14 protein-coding genes and 2 riboswitches are annotated in these 18,150 nt (G+C 61.7%); of the genes, 11 read left to right on the top strand and 3 right to left on the bottom strand.

Annotation, left to right across the window (positions count from 1 at the left end; genetic code table 11):
* Positions 1-25: 25 nt before the first annotated feature.
* The gene (galE, locus tag ACT6QH_RS12085) at positions 26-1,009 is read left to right on the top strand and encodes a UDP-glucose 4-epimerase GalE (RefSeq protein ID WP_444975071.1); all 984 of its coding nucleotides are present in this window, start codon (positions 26-28) and stop codon (positions 1,007-1,009) included.
* 93 nt (positions 1,010-1,102) lie between these two features.
* On the opposite strand, the gene ACT6QH_RS12080 is transcribed toward galE, so the two are convergent.
* Together ACT6QH_RS12080 and ACT6QH_RS12075 are read right to left on the bottom strand one after the other, a co-directional pair.
* On the bottom strand, positions 1,103-1,732 hold the full coding sequence (locus tag ACT6QH_RS12080; RefSeq protein ID WP_444975070.1) for a trimeric intracellular cation channel family protein: 630 nt from the start codon (positions 1,730-1,732) through the stop codon (positions 1,103-1,105).
* A 187-nt stretch (positions 1,733-1,919) separates the two neighbouring features.
* Complete coding sequence (locus ACT6QH_RS12075) at positions 1,920-3,479, bottom strand: transporter substrate-binding protein (RefSeq protein ID WP_444975069.1); 1,560 nt, start codon at positions 3,477-3,479, stop codon at positions 1,920-1,922.
* A gap of 388 nt (positions 3,480-3,867) precedes the next feature.
* Between ACT6QH_RS12075 and ACT6QH_RS12070 the strand changes: the two genes are divergently transcribed.
* On the top strand, positions 3,868-4,485 hold the full coding sequence (locus ACT6QH_RS12070; protein ID WP_444975068.1) for a carbonic anhydrase: 618 nt from the start codon (positions 3,868-3,870) through the stop codon (positions 4,483-4,485).
* 104 nt (positions 4,486-4,589) lie between these two features.
* On the opposite strand, the gene ACT6QH_RS12065 is transcribed toward ACT6QH_RS12070, so the two are convergent.
* Positions 4,590-6,248, bottom strand: a complete 1,659-nt coding sequence (locus ACT6QH_RS12065) for a Na/Pi cotransporter family protein (protein WP_444975067.1) — start codon at positions 6,246-6,248, stop codon at positions 4,590-4,592.
* A 547-nt stretch (positions 6,249-6,795) separates the two neighbouring features.
* On the opposite strand from ACT6QH_RS12065, the gene mgtE reads away from it, so the two are divergent.
* From mgtE to ACT6QH_RS12020, 9 genes are all read left to right on the top strand, one after another.
* A complete protein-coding gene (gene mgtE / locus ACT6QH_RS12060) occupies positions 6,796-8,160 on the top strand; it encodes a magnesium transporter (protein WP_444975158.1) in 1,365 nt (454 codons plus the stop codon).
* 335 nt (positions 8,161-8,495) lie between these two features.
* Complete coding sequence (locus ACT6QH_RS12055) at positions 8,496-9,437, top strand: glutaminase (RefSeq protein ID WP_444975157.1); 942 nt, start codon at positions 8,496-8,498, stop codon at positions 9,435-9,437.
* 252 nt (positions 9,438-9,689) lie between these two features.
* Positions 9,690-9,902, top strand: a riboswitch (cobalamin riboswitch).
* A 104-nt stretch (positions 9,903-10,006) separates the two neighbouring features.
* Positions 10,007-12,883 carry a ribonucleoside-diphosphate reductase subunit alpha gene (locus ACT6QH_RS12050; protein ID WP_444975066.1) on the top strand — a complete coding sequence of 959 codons (2,877 nt, stop codon included), beginning with the start codon at positions 10,007-10,009 and terminating at the stop codon, positions 12,881-12,883.
* A gap of 19 nt (positions 12,884-12,902) precedes the next feature.
* A complete protein-coding gene (locus tag ACT6QH_RS12045) occupies positions 12,903-14,054 on the top strand; it encodes a ribonucleotide-diphosphate reductase subunit beta (protein WP_444975065.1) in 1,152 nt (383 codons plus the stop codon).
* 78 nt (positions 14,055-14,132) lie between these two features.
* Positions 14,133-14,343, top strand: a riboswitch (cobalamin riboswitch).
* A 170-nt stretch (positions 14,344-14,513) separates the two neighbouring features.
* The gene (locus tag ACT6QH_RS12040) at positions 14,514-15,332 is read left to right on the top strand and encodes a DUF4198 domain-containing protein (RefSeq protein ID WP_444975064.1); all 819 of its coding nucleotides are present in this window, start codon (positions 14,514-14,516) and stop codon (positions 15,330-15,332) included.
* 109 nt (positions 15,333-15,441) lie between these two features.
* Complete coding sequence (gene cbiM / locus ACT6QH_RS12035; RefSeq protein WP_444975063.1) at positions 15,442-16,068, top strand: cobalt transporter CbiM; 627 nt, start codon at positions 15,442-15,444, stop codon at positions 16,066-16,068.
* The gene (locus tag ACT6QH_RS12030) at positions 16,068-16,658 is read left to right on the top strand and encodes a NikL family nickel/cobalt ECF transporter subunit (RefSeq protein WP_444975062.1); all 591 of its coding nucleotides are present in this window, start codon (positions 16,068-16,070) and stop codon (positions 16,656-16,658) included. The genes cbiM and ACT6QH_RS12030 overlap by 1 nt, the downstream gene beginning before the upstream one ends.
* 4 nt (positions 16,659-16,662) lie before the next feature.
* A complete protein-coding gene (gene cbiQ, locus ACT6QH_RS12025; protein WP_444975061.1) occupies positions 16,663-17,463 on the top strand; it encodes a cobalt ECF transporter T component CbiQ in 801 nt (266 codons plus the stop codon).
* Complete coding sequence (locus ACT6QH_RS12020) at positions 17,460-18,119, top strand: energy-coupling factor ABC transporter ATP-binding protein (RefSeq protein ID WP_444975060.1); 660 nt, start codon at positions 17,460-17,462, stop codon at positions 18,117-18,119. Before cbiQ ends, ACT6QH_RS12020 begins: the two co-directional genes overlap by 4 nt.
* Positions 18,120-18,150: the final 31 nt, after the last annotated feature.

Raw genomic sequence — 18,150 nt, 5'->3', positions numbered from 1 at the left:
GTGTCATTTTGCTGAGGGGGAGAAGATGCAGAATATTCTGGTCACAGGCGGGGCGGGATATATTGGCTCACATGCTTGCAAGGCGCTGAAAGCCGCCGGATACCAGCCGGTTGCATTTGATAATCTGTCAACGGGGTGGGCGCAGGCTGTTCAGTATGGACCGCTTGTCGAAGGGGATCTCCTGAACCCTGAGGCCGTGAAGGCGGCTTTCGATACATATCGCCCGGTTGCGGTCATGCATTTTGCGGCTCTTTCCCTGGTTGGCGAGTCTATGCAGAAGCCGGAGAAATACTGGCGCACGAATGTCAATGCTGCATTGAACCTGATAGAAGCTGCACAGGCGGCGGAGTGCCGCGCTTTCATCTTCTCGTCAACTTGCGCGACCTATGGTGAACATGACGGGGTGCGGCTGGACGAAGAGACGCCGCAAAACCCCATCAATGCCTATGGCGGCTCCAAGCGCGCCATAGAAAACATATTGCGCGACTTCGACAACAGTCATGGTCTGCGCCATGTCATTTTCAGATATTTCAATGTCGCGGGGGCCGATCCGCAGGCGGAAATCGGTGAGCAGCATGTTCCTGAAACGCATCTTATCCCGATTGTTCTGGATGCCATCTCGGGAAAACGTCCTGCGCTGACGGTTTACGGCACGGATTATCATACGCCGGACGGAACCTGCATTCGTGATTATATTCATGTCTGTGATCTGGTGGACGCCCATATTCTAGGGCTGAAGCGGCTTCTGGATGGAGGCGAGAGCCGGATCTTCAATCTGGGAACGGGGTCCGGGTTTTCTGTGCGGGAGGTTATCCGGGCGGCTGAGGAGGCCACAGGTCAGCCGGTGCCGTGGGTTGAAGGGGCGCGTCGGGCCGGCGATGCGGCCAGTCTCGTCAGCGGCAGTGCTCGGGCCATGGATGAGCTGGGCTGGGTGGCTCGTCGCTCTGACCTGCCGACAATGATTGCGGATGCCTGGCGCTGGCATATGAAAGAGGGGTTTGTGCGCTGAGGCGCATCAGCATGCCGTGGCCCAAGACAGCGTGGCCGGGTTGATCTCAGCCGAAGAACGCATGGTATAAACTGCGCCTTGCGTCCTTCTGCTTCAATGCAGGTCTTTTGTATAAACGAACTTGGGCATGCCCCATCCAAAGCGCAGGGCCAGAAGACGCAGGGCAAGGCCCACCAGCATGGCGGCGATAATGACCCCATCATGGGGCAGGGCGAGCCATTCTCCGAGCACATAGAGCACGCCGGTCACAATGGAGGCCGTGGCATAAAGCTCGGCGCGGAACAGCAAGGGCACATCCGCACACAGAATGTCGCGCAGCACGCCGCCCACACAGCCTGTAATCATGCCGGACGCGATGACGATGATGACCGGCATGTTCATCGTCATCGCGATGGTGCAGCCGATGACGGTAAAGACCACAAGGCCGATGGCATCCAGAAACAGAAACAGCCGCCGCAAATGATGCATGTAGCGGGCAATGGCGATGGTGGCGAGCGCCGCGCCGCCGGTAATGAGCAGGTAGGAGGGGTGCTCCACCCAGGTGAGAGGGTGACGACCCAGGAGCACATCGCGCACCGAGCCTCCGCCCAGTGCCGTGATGCAGCCAAGCAGATATACACCCACCCAATCCATGTTGCGCCGGCCTGCTGCCAGAGCTGCTGTCATGCCTTCCGCCACAATGGCGATGATGTAGAACACATGCAGCAGTTGCGACATTTCCATGGTGCCAGCCCCTTTGTTGCGGTCGCGTTGTCTCTGGCCCGCACGGGGCTTTCGGCTTCTGTCTGAAAATTGCGCTCAAAAGGCAATATTCTCCGGCGCTTCTCAAGTCACGCCGAAAAATGGATGGGGATCTCCCACAGTCCGTTGGTCTGATGTGAGGAGGGTGGCGGGAAGCTGGACGCGGCTTTCAGTGTTTTTGGGCTGCGGGCGTTGTGGCTGGAGTGGGGGGCGTGCCCGGAGCTTGTTCCGGGATGGTTCCGGCTTTTTGTACAGGCGACAGCGGCTTTGCCGCGTCGGGCTGGCTGGCCGGTGAAGACAGAGTGCGGGGCGCGGCAGAGGGGGCTGCTTGGGTGGTGCCTTGGGGTGCACCTTGGGGCGCGCCTTGTGCTTCAGGCGCCGGATCTACGCAATGTTGTGCGGTGTTGTCATAGTCTTCGCAATTATAACGGTCCCAGTCACTCGACAGCGTGTCTGAACCTTTGAGATATTGATCCCATGAGACGCCGGGGACCAGGCCGGGCGTTTTCCAGGTCACCCGCAAGGTGCCCTTCCCGCCAATTTCGCCGATGAAAACCGGGCGTGAAATGTGGTGGTTGGGCTGCATTTCAGAGATGCCGCCTGTCAGATTGAGCTGACGAATGCCGGGCAGGGTCTCAATCACCTTGTCTGCCTGGGTGGTGCCGGCCTTGGCCACGGCCTTCACCCACATGTTAAAGCCGATATAATGCGCCTCCACCCCATCGCTGGCCCGCCGCTCAGGATCTTTGGTGAAAGCCCGCCAGCGCTGGAGAAACACCTTGTTATCCGGGGTGGAGACGGACATGACGTAATTGCGTGCCGCAAGCTGGCCCTGCATCTGTTCAAGGTCCAGCCGGGTCCGGTCTGCATTCCCCAGCGTGAGGCTGAGGACAGGCAATTGCGCCGCAGTTACGCCCTGTGCGGCCAGGGTTTTATAAAAGCCGTTATTGGCGGTGCCGATGATGGTGGAGATGACCGCAGCATCCCGTGCTTCGCCCGGCTGGGGGGCGTCCGGTCCGGCTGCGGCTTCATCGAAAGCGCGCATGTCGGCCACAATGCGGGACCAGTCGGCGTGCCCATCCGGCACATTCACGATCATGATATCTTGAGCTTTCACGCCCCGTGCATGCAGATAGGCTTCCAGAATATGTGTGATGGCCCGTGACCATGCGCCATTGGTGCCGGCCAGCACCCAGCGCTTCACGTTCCGCTCCTCGGCCAGATAATCCACGGCGGGGATCGCCAGCTGGTTGGGCGCGGCCCCGGTGTGGAACACATTGCGGGCGGGTGGCTTGCCTGCGCCGGGGGCGGGATCGAAGAGAATGCCGTTCAGTTCGGTGAAGAGGGGCACCAGCCCTTTACGGGTTTCATCCAGTGAGGCGCCGAACACCACAGCCACCTTGGCGCGGGTCAGCAATTCGCGGGCGGCGGCCTTGCGCGCCTGAGGATCAGCTCCCGCAGAGATGATGACCGGCTCCAGCTTGCGGCTGAGCAGGCCGCCCTTGCGGTTCTGCTCATCAATCAGCATCAGCATCACGTCTTTCAGTGCGGTGGCGTCTCCCTGCGCCCCGGCGGGCGGTTCGAGAATGCCGATGCGGATGGGGGTCTTTTCAGCCTGGGCGCTGGCGGGGGCGCTGGCCAGAAGGCCAATTCCGGCGGCAAGGGCGAGGCCGCCCAGAATGGCGATGGTTCCCGTCTGCCGGCTGACCCATGTCCGCACTGTGCGCATCCTGCCTCTCCCCTTCTGCGGCTGACCCGTAACTGGCATGGCAACCGTTTGTCACTGTGCCCTGTCGATTCCTGCCTGCGTTTCGCAGGGTACCGCTCCATGCGGCACGAACAGGGCAGGCCAGCGCATCTTTCACTTTACCCCATGGCAAGGTTGAAGAATTCTTTCCACTTGCCACGACATTCGAATCTGTCCGCCATTTTCTTGCACCTCATATCCCCCGGATCAGGGGCGAGAGAAGGGCAAGAGATGAGCGGGAACGCGGCAGAACGGGTGTTGTCGCGGAGCGGCCACTTCAAAAAATGGCGAGCCGGGTACGAAGTGTCTTGACGTGGCGTGCAAGGCGTTCTTTGCGTGCGCGTGCCCAAACCGGAAGGGAGCAACTGGCGTGGACAAGCTGATTTCAGGCTACAAGAGGTTTCGGGAAATTGCCTGGCCCGAGCGCAAACAGGTGTTTGAGCAACTGGCTGCGCGCGGACAAAGGCCGGAAACCCTGGTCATCGCCTGTTCGGACAGCCGCGTGGACCCGCAGATGATTTTCAATGCCGGGCCCGGTGAAATGTTCATCGTGCGGAACGTGGCCAATCTGGTGCCGCCTTATATGCCGGATGAGCAATATCACGGTACATCCGCCGCTATTGAATTTGCGGTGCGGGTGCTGAAGGTGAAACATATTGTGGTGATGGGCCACGCCAAATGCGGCGGTGTTCACGCTTTGCTGGAGGGCGCACCGCCCGAGGCGCAGGATTTCGTGGTGGAATGGATGTCCATTGCCGAACCGGCGCGCCGCAAGGCCATGGATATGGATTTGCCGCAGGCGGATCGTCAGCGTTTCTGCGAATTGAGCTGCGTGCAATTGTCCGTGGAGAATCTCATGACCTTCCCCTGGGTGGCCGAGCGTGTTGCTGCCGGGGATCTGAAGGTTCATGGCTCTTATTTCGGCGTGGCGACAGGCCGGCTCGAAGTGATGGACGAAAGCGGCGAGTTCCGTCCCGCCGAGATCTGAGAGGGCGTTTCGGCCTTCAGGCCATCTTCAGGCCATGCAGGGGCATTGCGATGCGCGCCTGCATGGCGTCTTGTGTGCGAGGAGGCGGTGGGCCCGCCGCCCCTTCAGATATTGCCCTGATCTGTCGCTGTGCTGTGCCCCAGAAGATGGGAGGTCGCGCGCCAGGCATGATAGGTGAGCCGGTCGAGATGCCGTGCCGCCTCGACCCGTGCGAAAGACTCGGCTGCCGTCAGCTGGCCGGGCGTGACGGCCGCCAGCATGGTGGTGCGATAGGTTTTCTGCACATTGCCAAGAGAGTGTGTGGCCTTTTCCATCGTGCGGAGAGAAGCTGCCTGATCCGGGGCGATGGCCCAGCCAATAGGCGTGGCCTGAACGCTGAGCGCGCTTTCCCTGGAGATGTCATGGCTGATGGTGGCAGCACTGTTCAGCACGGTCAGGCACAGTGCGCGTTGCTCCTCATCCAGCAGTTGTGGCCCCATTCCCGTGGCCAGAATGTCTACGAAACGAAAGGTGTGATCCAGCGCATGCAGTGTGCTTGTCAGGCGCGCCCGCTCGGCATCTGTCTCCGGGGATTCGTCCAGATCTGACAGGAAGTCGCGCACCTTGGTGAGAGTTGCCGTCGCTGTTTCAGCGCTTCGCGGGGCGAAGTGCCCGGAGGTGTTTCGCAGAGCCCAGGACAATTCCGTCGTTGTGGTGTGCAGCACCTGCGCCACCACGCGCCGGGCGGCTTCCACCGCGATGACCGGGCTGGTCAGGGCGCTGGGGTCCAGTGCACGCTCAAGCGGAGATTCCCTGGAGGGAAGAAGGCGTTCCACCACGCGGGTGAACCATGCCGTCGCCGGCAAAAGAATGCAGACGCCGATGACGTTATAGGCGGTGTGATAGGCCGCCAGCAGTGTCGTGCCCTCCGCCACGGTGGAGAGACTTTTCAGCAGGGCCGCCGTAAAGGGAAAGGCCAGAATGGCGATGGTGGCCGCAATGGCCTTGAACAGAATATAGGCCAGCGCCAGCCGCTTGGCGGTGGTGCTGGCGCCAATGGCGGCGAGGGCGGAACTGGTTGCCGTGCCGATATTCTGGCCAATAATGAGTGCCGCGCCCTGTTCGACGCTGATGGCGCCGGCATAAAAGGCCGAGATCGTGACGGCGATGGCTGCGGTGGAAGATTGCATCACCGCTGTCATGGCCAGGCCAATGCCGATGAGGCTGAACAGCCCGCCAAGCCCCCTGAGCCAGCCCACACCTTCCGTACCCAGAACCGCAGGCAGATCAGAGGGTTGCAGGCTGTCGGCCAGCCCGCCCATGCCTTGCTGCAAAGTGGTGAGGCCATAGAGCACCAGGGCAAAGCCGGCCAGCGCGCCGCCGGCGGCCGCGGTGCGCCCGCTGCCCAGTAGCCGTGTGAGCGCTCCAATGAAAATGAGCGGCAGGGCATAGGTGGAAAGAGAGACGCGCACGCCGATGAGCGCGATCAGCCAGCCTGTGCCCGTGGTGCCGACATTGGCGCCAAAGACCAGCCCCAGCCCTTGTGGAAATGTGAGAAGGCCCGCGCTGACAAGGCCAATCGTTGTCATGGTGACGGCGCTGGAGGATTGCACGAGCAGCGTCACGCCAGCGCCCCAGAACGCGCCGGAAAGGGGCGTTGCCGCGGCCTTGCCCAGCACGGTGCGCAAGGCCGAGCCGGCCAGCGCCTTCAGGCCATCGGTCATGACCGTCATGCCCAGCAGGAACAATCCGACCCCACCGAGAATGGCGATTGCTGTGTTCATGTGATGGTGCCCCGTTGTTGTTATTGTGAGACCGGTCACAGTCGCTGATCTGCCGATCTTCGTGATCCGGAGGCCAATTCTGATTGTCGTCAAGGATATAAGGGGAGCTTGAGCCCTGTCCATCTTGCGGCGCACAGGCTGAAACTGCATCAATCGGACGTGTATTGAGAGATGGCGCAAGGATAGGCCATGTGCTGCACTGTGCCTTTCAGGGCACGCTTGAGGCATAGCTTGTGCGCAAGGGTGGATATCCTGACCCTTGCAGCTTGCTTTACCATTGACAGCGCGGGGCGTGTGCCAGGCATATGCGCCTATGGCAGGTGTTGCGGATTTTCGGCTCTGGTGTCTGTTCGGAAATGTGGAATGGGCGCTTGGAACGGGTCGTCAGGCGCGCGCCTGCGCAGCAATGATGTAATTCTGTCATCCCTCTGAGGGATATGTGACACAGGTTCGCTCTACGGAGCGGGCAGGTATTATTTTGCCCGGCGATTGCGGGCGGGCTTCGCAATCCGTAGGTCAGGGGGAGCGTTGGATGACGGTGGAGAATATGCGCAAGGACCTTTCGGGGGAGCCGGTCAACAGCACCCTTGCCGCGCAGCTGGCGCATGAGCATGTGGCCGACATTGTGGAGTTGCTCAACGAAAAGAGCGATGAAGATGTCGTGGAGATGATCGCCCGGATGCCGCTGGAATGGGCGGTTGAAGTGTTTGATCGTCCCCAGTTTCAGAATGCCAGTGAAATCCTGGCGGCCCTGCCGGAGCCGAAGGCCGTCGCCCTGCTGGAAGGCATGTCCGCCGACCGCGCGGTGGATGTGTTGCGCTGGGTGGAAGAGCCGGCCAGGGGGCGCCTTCAGGACGGGCTCAATGCCGAGACCCGCACGGCTGTCGATCACCTCATGTCCTATGCGGAAGGCACGGCCGGCTCGATGATGACGACCGAGTTCGTCAGCGTGCCCTCCAACTGGACCGTGCAGCAAACCATCGACCATATCCGCAAGGTCGAGCGTTCCCGCGAGACGGTCTATGCCATTTATGTGCTGAACCCCTCCACCCAGCGTCTCGTCAATATCGTGACCCTGCGCCGGCTGATCGCCGCTGAGCCGGAGGATAATGTGCTGTCGGCCGCGCTGGCCCATGCGCCCATCACCCTCAACCCGACAATGCCGCGTGAGGATGTGGCTCGCGCCATTTCCAAATATGATGTGCTGGCGCTGCCGGTGGTGGACAGCACCAACCATGTGCTGGGCATCATCACGGTGGATGACGTCATCGACGTCATGATCGAGGAGCAGACCGCTGACGTCCAGCGCATGGGCGGTATGGAAGCGATTGACAAGCCCTATTTCGATATCTCCTTCCTTCAGATGATCAAGAAGCGCGCGGGCTGGCTGTGCGTGCTGTTCCTGGCGGAAATGCTCACCGCTTCTGCCATGCAGGTGTTTGAGGATGAGCTGGAAAAAGCCATCGTTCTCGCCCTGTTCATTCCGCTGGTGATGAGCTCCGGCGGTAACTCCGGTTCGCAGGCCACTTCGCTCATCATCCGCGCCCTCGCGCTGCGTGAAGTGACGCTGAGAGACTGGTGGCGGGTGGCTGTCCGAGAATTGCCTACGGGCATGGTGCTGGGTGCCATTCTCGGCATCATCGGCATCATCCGTATCACCGTGTGGCAGGAAGCCGGCATTTTCGATTACGGTGAGCATTGGCAGATTCTGGCGATCACCATTGGCATAGCACTGGTGGGTATCGTGACTTTCGGCTCGATCACCGGCTCGTTGCTGCCCTTCATCATCAAGCGCGCCGGGTTCGATCCCGCTTCCGCTTCGGCACCGTTCGTCGCAACCCTCGTCGATGTGACGGGTATCGTCATCTACTTCTCGGTGGCGTGGGTCATGCTGGCTGGCACCATTTTGTAAGGCGGGCCGCCCCGCCTTTTCAGAAGATACGATCAGCAGGCCGCGGGTGTTTTTGCCCGCGGCCTTTTCTGTTGCGGGGGCACAGGTCCGGGGACGCATGTCCGGGGCGCATGGGGGCGTAGGTGTTCATCAGCTGGCGAAACGTTTGTGGGGCACCCTGCTGCCATGATGTCGCCCGCCACGGCGCGGGCTTGGGTTGAGCTGTGCTTTGCGCCAGAAAGAGGCAAGAAAGAGCTATGGCCTTGTAACCGAAGCAGTTTATGGTTCTGCACGAGCCATGTGCAGGGTGGGGGCCGCTCTTGTCCGAGGAAGCTGAAATCGCCCGTGAGGTTTGTCTGGCACATTCCTGTCCGCCAGAGCGTCTTCAGGCGGCGCTGGATGATGTGGTGTCGCGCATGGCGGCCCGCGTCAGGCGCGGCAAGGTGGCGGATTATATTCCCCCGCTGGCGGAGGTGGACCCGCAGCAGTTCGGCATCGCCGTAGCGCTGAATGATGGTAGCGTCCATGTGGCGGGTGATGCGGATGCGCCCTTCTCCATCCAGAGCGTCTCCAAGGTATTTTCGCTCACGCTCGCGCTGGGGCAGGTGGGGGATGGATTGTGGAAGCGCGTGGGGCGCGAGCCCTCTGGCAATGCCTTCAACTCCATTGTTCAGCTTGAGCATGAGAAGGGCATTCCGCGCAATCCCTTCATCAATGCCGGGGCCATCATGGTGGCCGATGTGCTGCTGGCCGGCCACAAGCCGCGCGAGACCATTGGCGAAATCCTGCACTTCGTTCGCGCGCTGGCGCAGGATGACAGCATCACGATTGATCCTCTGGTCGCGCGGGCGGAAAAAGCCACGGGTTTCCGCAATGTGGCGTTGGCCAATTACATGAAATCCTTCGGTACGCTGGATAATGAGCCGGAGATGGTGCTGGGGGTCTATTTCCACCAGTGCGCCATGGCCATGAGTTGTCGCCAGCTTGCGCAGGCCGGGGGCTTCCTGGCCAATGGCGGGCGCAATCCGCTCACCGGCTTTTCCGTGGTGGCCCCGGAGCGGGCCCGGCGTATCAATGCCATCATGCTCACCTGTGGCCATTATGATGGCTCGGGAGACTTCGCCTTTCGGGTGGGGCTGCCCTCCAAGAGCGGGGTGGGCGGGGGCATTCTGGCCATTCTGCCCGGCACGGCCTCCATTGCGGTATGGTCACCGGGGCTGAGCGAGCAGGGCAATTCCCTGCTGGGCACGGACGCGCTGGAGTTTCTGAGCCGGCGTATGGGCTGGTCGGTCTTTTGAGACGACCGGGCGACCATGATTCGTGGCGGAAGAGACGAGCATCTGCGCCATAATCGCTTGATTCCGGCCCGCCGCGCAGATGTCCACATTTGTTTCCCACAAAAGCATTGTGTTGCGCTGTGGCGTCGCAAAATATTTCCGGCTGGCCCATTTGGCTGTAATGGTTTGCCCATGCGCGTTTTCTCCCGCTGCTTCGCAAGTGGGGGTGCCTCGGGCAGCTAACAGCATATTGACATGCGGGTTCATGTGGCCGCTACATATAGTGGTCACGGTCTCCTTTCGGGAGGCAGGAGGGAAGTTCGGTGCAACACCGACGCTGCCCCCGCAACTGTAAGCGACGAGCCGAAATCCACGCATCTTTCAGGATGCAGCCACTGGAAAAGCCGGGCCACCGGCAACCGGGAAGGCGGATGGCTGGCGACGACCCGCGAGCCAGGACATCTCTGTCGTGACAGCAAGAAACGACCACGGGCGGGGTGCCCCGGAGGATCGCAGGCCGGCGCTGTCTTGCGACATGCGCCTTCTGCGTTTTTTCGCCCCCTGCCTCCAGCGCACGGGGTGCATGCCAGATGTCTCTTTCTGTCCAGTCGGAACAGGTCGCGCCGGTTACTCCGGTTTCTGCCGCGCCAGCCGTCACGGCCCGCGCGGGTGAGCCGGGCTACCAGATCATCCGCCGCAACGGGGCGGTGACGCCGTTTGATCCGTCCAAGATCGCGGTGGCGCTCACCAAGGCCTTTCTGGCGGTGGAAGGCGGTACGGCGGCTGCCTCACGCCGGGTGCATGACATTGTGGCGGAGCTGACGGAACAGGTGGTGGCGAACCTCACTCGCCGGGTGGATGCGGGCCGCACATTCCATATCGAGGATGTGCAGGATCAGGTCGAGTTGGCCCTGATGCGCGGTGGACACCATAAGGTGGCGCGCGCTTATGTGCTCTACCGCGAGGACCGCGCCCGTGAGCGTGCGGCGGCTCTTGAGCAGCAGGAGAAGGCGCAGGCGGTGCCCGAGCTGCATATGCGCGAGAGCGATGGCAGCCGCGTGCCGCTGGATGGTGCGCGCCTTGAAACCGTGGTGCGCGAAGCCTGCGCCGGCCTTGATGGGGTTTCGCCTGAGCCGGTTCTGGCCGAGACAAGGCGCAATCTGTATGACGGTATCACGCGTGATGAACTGGCGCTGGCCCCCATTCTGGCCGCCCGCACGCTGATCGAGACCGAGCCGAATTATGCCAAGGTCTCCGCGCGGCTTCTGACAGACAGGCTCCGCCGTGAGGCGCTCAGTTTCATTGCCGGCCACCCGGATGAGGCCACGCAGACCGAGATGGGCGCGCGCTATGCGGATTATTTTCCCGCTTATGTAAAGGCCGGCATCAAGGCCGAATTGCTGGACCCGGAACTGGGCCGGTTCGATCTCGCCCGCATTGCGGCGGCCCTGAAGCCGGAGCGGGATTTGCAGTTTGATTATCTGGGCCTGCAAACCCTTTATGATCGTTATTTCCTGCATGTGTCCGGCACGCGCTTCGAGCTGCCGCAGGCCTTCTTCATGCGCGTGGCCATGGGCCTTGCGGTGCGCGAGATTGACCGTGAAGCGCGCGCCATAGAATTTTATAATTTGTTGTCGTCGTTCGACTTCATGGCCTCGACGCCGACCCTGTTCAATGCCGGCACGCTGCGCCCGCAGCTTTCAAGCTGCTTCCTCACCACGGTGTCGGATGATCTCGACGGCATCTTCAAGGCGGTGCGTGACAATGCGCTGCTGGCTAAATATTCCGGCGGCCTCGGAAATGACTGGACCCCGGTGCGGGGCCTTGGCGCGCATATCAAGGGCACGAATGGCGAGAGCCAGGGCGTGGTGCCCTTCCTGAAGGTGGCGAACGATACCGCTATTGCGGTCAATCAGGGTGGCAAGCGCAAGGGCGCGGTGTGCGCCTATCTGGAAAGCTGGCATATCGACATCGAGGAATTTCTCGACCTGCGCAAGAATACCGGCGACGACCGTCGCCGTACCCATGACATGAACACCGCGAACTGGATACCAGACCTGTTCATGCAGCGGGTGGAAGCCGGCGCGGAGTGGACTCTTTTCTCCCCCGATGAAGTGCCGGAACTGCATGACCTGTATGGCAAGCCCTTCAAGGCGGCCTATGAGGCGGCGGAGGCTCGGGCCGCGCGCGGTGAAATCCGCATCTTCCGCACGGTGCGGGCGGTGGATCTGTGGCGGCGCATTCTCACCATGCTGTTCGAGACCGGCCACCCCTGGGTGACCTTCAAGGACCCGTGCAATCTGCGTTCGCCGCAGCAGCATGCCGGGGTGGTTCATTCCTCGAACCTGTGCACCGAGATCACCCTCAACACCAATGCCGATGAAGTGGCGGTGTGCAATCTCGGCTCGGTGAACCTGCCGGCCCATATCGGCCGGGACGGGCTGGATTTCGCGCGGCTGGAGCGCACGGTCTCCACCGCCATGCGGATGCTCGACAATGTCATCGACATCAATTTCTACACCATCCCCGAGGCGCGCCGCTCCAATTTGCGCCATCGCCCGGTGGGGCTGGGGCTGATGGGCCATCAGGATGCGCTGGAAAAGTTGCGCCTGCCTACGGCCTCGGAAGCGGCGGTGGCGTTCGCCGATGAATCCATGGAGGTCATCAGCTATTTCGCCATTTCCGCCTCGGTGGATCTGGCGGCCGAACGGGGGCGCTATGCCTCGTTCGAGGGCTCGCTCTGGTCAAAGGGCATCCTGCCGATCGACAGTCTCGAATTGCTGGCCGACGCGCGTGAAGGTGATGTAGAGCTGGACCGCACCCAGCACCTCGACTGGGAGACATTGCGCGCCCGCGTGCAGGCCACCGGCATGCGCAATTCCAATGTGCTGGCCATCGCCCCCACGGCGACCATCTCCAATATTGTCGGCGTGTCCCAGTCCATCGAGCCGGCCTATAGCCAGCTTTATGTGAAGGCCAACATGTCGGGCGATTTTACCGTGGTGAACGCCCATCTGGTGCATGACCTCAAGGCCCGCAATCTGTGGGATGAGGTGATGATCTCCGATCTCAAATATTATGATGGCATGGTCAGCGCCATCGACCGCGTGCCGGATGATCTCAAGGCGCTCTACGCCACGGCGTTCGAGATTGCCCCGCAATGGCTTATTCGTGCGGCAGCCCGGCGGCAGAAATGGATCGATCAGGCTCAGTCGCTCAATCTTTATATTGCCGAACCCTCGGGCCGGAAGCTGGATGAAGCCTATCGCTTCGCCTGGCGTCAGGGGTTGAAAACCACCTATTATCTGCGCGCGCGTTCCGCCACCCATGTGGAGAAATCCACGCTGAAGGGCACGGATGGCAAGCTGAATGCGGTTTCCGCATCTGCGCCCATTCCGGTGGAGAGCCCGGCCTCCAGCCCCGCGGCCTGCTCCATCAATGATCCCGAATGTGAAGCCTGCCAGTGAGCAGAGAAGGAGTGTTGTGATGCTCGACTGGTCTGATACGCCACTTGCCCCGGCCAAACCCGCCCGACCTGTCCCTGTGCCGGCCCCGGCCATTCCGGCGTCTCTTCCACAGGAGGGGGACGCCACCGGGCTGGGCGGTATTGATCGCTCTGGCGGGCGCGTCTCGGTGGATGAAAAGCGCATGTTGAATGCGCGGGCTGATGTAAACCAGCTTCTGCCCATGAAGTATAAATGGGCATGGGAGAAGTATCTTGCCGGCTGCAACAACCACTGGATGCCGACGGAAGTCTCCATGCAGGCGGATATCGCGCTGTGGAAATCCCGCGAGGGGCTGACAGACGATGAGCGGCGCATGCTGAAGCGCAATCTCGGTTTCTTCGCGGCCTCTGAAAGCCTGGTGGCGAACAATATCGTGCTCGCCATCTACAAGCAGATCACCAATCCTGAATGCCGGCAATATCTGTTGCGACAGGCCTTTGAGGAAGCGGTGCATACACATACTTTTCAGTATATTGTTGAAAGTCTGGGTCTGGATGAGGGTGAGCTGTTCAACATGTATCGCGAAGTGCCCTCCATCACCGACAAGGCGGCGTGGGCGCTGAAATATACCTCAAACCTTGCCGATGGAGCCTTTTCCACCGAAACGGAAGAGGGGGCGCGGGCCTTCCTGCGGGATCTGGTGGCCTTCTATGTCGTGTTCGAGGGCATGTGGTTCTATACCGGCTTTGCGCAGATCCTCTCTCTGGGGCGGCGTAACAAGATGGTGGGGATCGCAGAGCAGTATCAGTATATTCTGCGTGATGAGAGTATTCATCTCAATTTCGGCATTGATGTCATCAACCAGATCAAGCTGGAGAATCCGCATCTGTGGACCCCGGCCTTTCAGGAGGATGTGCGAGCCATGCTGAAGGAGGGCGCAGAGCTGGAGGCCGCTTATGGGCGCGATACCATACCCCGCGGTTTCCTTGGGCTGAATGCCGGCCTGTGCGCGCAATATATGCATTTCATCGCCAACCGGCGCTGCGCCCAGCTGGGCCTTGCCCCGGTGTTTCCCGAGACGGAAAACCCCTTCCCCTGGATGAGCGAGACCATGGATCTGAAGAAGGAAAAGAACTTCTTCGAGACCCGCGTCATCGAATATCAAAATGGCGGCGCATTAGCCTGGGATTGATCCGCAGGGAGGGGGCGAGGCTGCGCTGAATGGTGCAGCCCTGCCATATTAGCAATTGACTTGAGGGGCGCTTTAGCCCCTCTTGCCTGTGTCGAAGGTTTCCGGGTGGTGACGCCCGGGACGAAGAGGGAACACGGTGCGTGGGGGCAAAGCCCCTTCAAACCCGTGGCTGCCCCCGCAACTGTGAACGGCGAGCCCGGCCTCACCATGCCACTGGGACTATCCCGGGAAGGCGAGGCCCATGCGAAGACCCGTGAGCCAGGAGACCTGCCTTGGACACGGAACGTCGCCTCAGCGGCGTTCTTTCCGCAATTGGACGCCGGGGTGTGCGTTTGGCGGTTGGGCTCCGTGCAGCCTCCGGCTGCCCCGTGCTCCACGCCCATGCTTTTGCCCCTCGTTCCGCATGTGCCGCCACATCGCCTCAGGCGCGGTGCTGTCCGGTATTGGGGAGACGGGAACGTGTTGTTTCGCAAGATGATGAAGGCTGGCGCATCTGTTTTTGCGCTGGGTGCGGCTCTGGTGTGCGCGCCCCATATGGCTTCGGCTCATTTCCAGCTTGTCTATGTTACCGATGCCAATCTGGAAAAGCCCGGCAATGTGCCGGTACAGCTCATTTTCTGGCATCCCTTCGAACTGGGGCCTGTCATGGCGATGGGTGAGCCGCAGGAGTTTTATGCGGTGCATCGCGGCAAGAAGATTGACCTGAAGCCGTCCCTCAAGGCGTTCAGCTTCCGGGCGGGCGAGAGCGAGGCGCAGGCCTGGGAAGGCGTGCTGCCGGTGAAGCGCCCCGGCGATTATGTGCTGGTGGCCGTGCCCGAGCCCTATCTGGAAGGCAGCGAAGACATCTACATCCAGCAGATCGCGAAGAGCTACGTGAATCTGCGTCAGCTGCCCACGGACTGGTCCGAGCCGCAGGGGCTGGTGACCGAGATCGTGCCGCTCAACCGGCCGACGAACATCATTGCCGGCTCCACCTTTACCGGCCGCGTGCTGTCTGAAGGCAAGCCCGTGCCGGGTGTTGAGGTGGAAGTGGAATATATGGCCGCTGAGCCTGTGCCGGGTGAAAAGAAGGCGGCCGAGCCCAAGGCTGCGCCCATGCCGGGTGGCGCTGTGGTGGCTATCACCAATGCCAATGGCGAATTTACCTTCGGTGTGCCCAAGGCCGGTTACTGGGGCTTCGCGGCGCTCGGCTCGGGCCCCAAAAAGACCCATGACGGCAAGGAACTCTCCCAGGATGCGGTGATCTGGGTCCGCGCTGACGAGATTCCCCAGCCCTGAGGCCGAACCTGGCCGGCCACGCCCTTCCGGTGCGGCCGGCCCATGGTCCACGCACCATGCCCGTGCGGGCAAAGCGATGGATGTTCTGAAGGTTCGAGGAGGGCTGCACATGCATATTGTTGATGGTGCCCTGTCCACGCCGGTTCTGGTGACCGGGGCGGTGGTGGCGGTTGGTGGGCTGGCGCTGGGGCTGAGATCCCTCACCATGGAGAAGATTCCGGCGGCGGGGGTGCTCAGCGCCACCTTCTTTGTGGCCTCGCTCGTTCATGTCCCCATTGGTCCGTCCAGCGTGCATCTCATCATGAATGGGCTGGCCGGGCTGGTGCTGGGCTGGGCGGCGTTTCCTGCGCTGTTTGTGGGCCTGCTGTTGCAGGCGGTGTTCTTCGGCTTTGGCGGCATCACTGTGCTGGGGGTGAATGCGGTGAATATCGCCCTGCCGGCCGTGCTGGTCTTCTATCTGTGCCGGCGCGGCGTGGCTTCGGCCTCGCCCATGGTATCTGCCCTGTGGGGCGCGCTGGGCGGCGGGCTCGCCATTGTCTTCACCACCTGTTTCGTTGCGCTGTCTCTGGCCATGAGCGGCGAGGAGTTCTTGCCGGCGGCGCAGTTCGTCTTCATCGCCCATATTCCGGTGATGGTGGTGGAAGCGCTGATTACCGGGGCGGCGGTCTATCTTGCCCGGCAGGTCAAGCCGGAGCTGTTCGGCGTGATGCAGGCGCCGCAGGGGAGTGCATCCTGATGAAAACGCATCTGTTTTCTGGCATTGTGGCGCTACTTCTGGCGCTGTCCACCCCGGCTTTCGCCCATAAGGTGATCGCCTCCGTCTACGCGGAGGGAGATGTGATCTCCGGCGATATCGGCTTTTCCAATGGCGATATGGCGCAGGATGTGCCGGTAGAGATCTTCGATCCGCAAGGCAACAGGCTGGGTGAGGTGAAGACGGATGAGGATGGCCTCTTCACCTTCCGCCCCACCCGCGCCGTAGCGCATATCTTCCGCGCCAATCTGGGCGGCGGGCATGTGGCCGAGGTGCGCATGGAGGCGGATGAACTGCCCGCTATCTCTGGCGCAGCCCCCGCTGCTGCGCCCGCTGTACAGGCCGGCGCTGCCGCATCTCTGGAAGAAACGCCCACTGCGCTCACCATGGCCGCTCAGGAAAAGCTGATCGCCACCGTGGTGCAAAAGCAGATCGTGCCGCTGCGTCGCGAGATCGCCGCCTATCAGGAAAAAACCAACCTTCAGAATGTTCTGGGGGGCATAGGTTATATTCTGGGGCTGTTCGGCCTTGGCTTCTATCTGGCGGCACGGCGCAAGCTGGCCAGAGGCTAGGGCGATGGCGCATCTGCAAGCCAGCGGGCAAAGCGCGCCGGTTCTGGCCAACAGCATGGCCGGCCGTGCCCCCGTTTCTCTTCTGGAGAGGCTGGACCCGCGTAGCCGCATTCTGGCGGCCACCGCTTTTGCTCTGGTGGTGGTGGCGTTGCATGATCTTGTCGCCCTGTCACTTGCGGTGCTGGCGGCCGGGCTGGTGATGCTGCTGGCGCGCCTGCCCATGGCGCGCACGCTGAAACGCATGGTCGCCATGGATGGCTTTGTGCTGTTCATGCTGTTGCTGTTGCCCTTCACCGTGCCGGGAGAGGAGATGTTCTCGCTGTTCGGCTATCCGGCCAGCCGGGAGGGCCTGCTGCGGGCGGTGGATATTGCACTGAAGGCCAATGCGGTGGTGCTGATGCTGCTGTCGCTGGTCGGCTCCATGGAGCCGGTGCGTCTGGGGCATGCTCTGCATCGCCTGCATGTGCCGGCTGGTCTGGTGCATCTGCTGCTGTTCACCGTGCGCTATGTGGATGTGCTGCGCGAGGAATATGAGCGCCTGCGGCAGGCCATGAAGGCGCGCGGCTTTCGCCCCCGTTCCAACTGGCACAGCTATCGCAGCCTTGGTTATCTCATGGGCATGATGCTGGTGCGTGCCATTGAGCGTTCCGAACGGATTCTGGACGCCATGCGCTGCCGCGGCTTTCGGGGCCAGATTCCGCTGCTGGATGATCTGGCTTGGACCAGGCAGGATGCCGCCTTTGCTTTCGTGTTTGCATGCGGCCTTGCGGGCCTTTGCCTTCTCTCCCTGAAAGGTCTGGCATGACAGCCCTGTTGCGTCTTGAGAAGATCTGTTTCGGCTATCCCGGCGGGCGCACCATTCTGGATGGCGCAGGGCTGGAGCTTGGGGCCGGTGAACGCCTGTGCGTGAAGGGGCCGAATGGCTCGGGCAAGAGCACCTTGCTGCGCATCATGGTGGGGCTGCTGCATCCGTTCTCCGGCTCGGTATGGGCCTTTGGCGCGGAACGGCGGACGGAGGATGATTTCCACGCGGTGCGCTGCCGCGCCGGGCTGGTGTTTCAGGAACCGGATGACCAGCTCTTCTGCCCCACCGTGCGGGAGGATATCGCCTTCGGCCCGCTCAATCTCGGCAAGAGCCGGCAGGAGGCCGAGGCGGTCGTGGAGGAGGTGCTGGAGGGGCTGGCGCTCACCCATCTGGCCAGTCGCATCACGCACAAGCTGTCCGGCGGTGAAAAGCGGTTGGTGACTCTGGCGACGGTGCTGGCCATGAAGCCCGATGTACTGCTGCTGGATGAGCCCACCAATGCGCTGGATGAGGAAAACGAGGCGCGCCTCACCGAGATTTTGCTGTCATTGCCGCTGGCCATGGTGGTGGTGTCGCATGATCCCGCCTTCCGCGCCCGTATGGCCACCCGTTCTCTCGCTCTGAAGGAGGGGCGGCTGGTGGAGGCATCGGCATAAATGAGGGCATGGGTGGGGGGGCGGAAAGCTG

This window comes from Haloleucobacter albus, from assembly GCF_052492075.1.
This window is presented reverse-complemented; position numbering and strand designations above follow the sequence as displayed.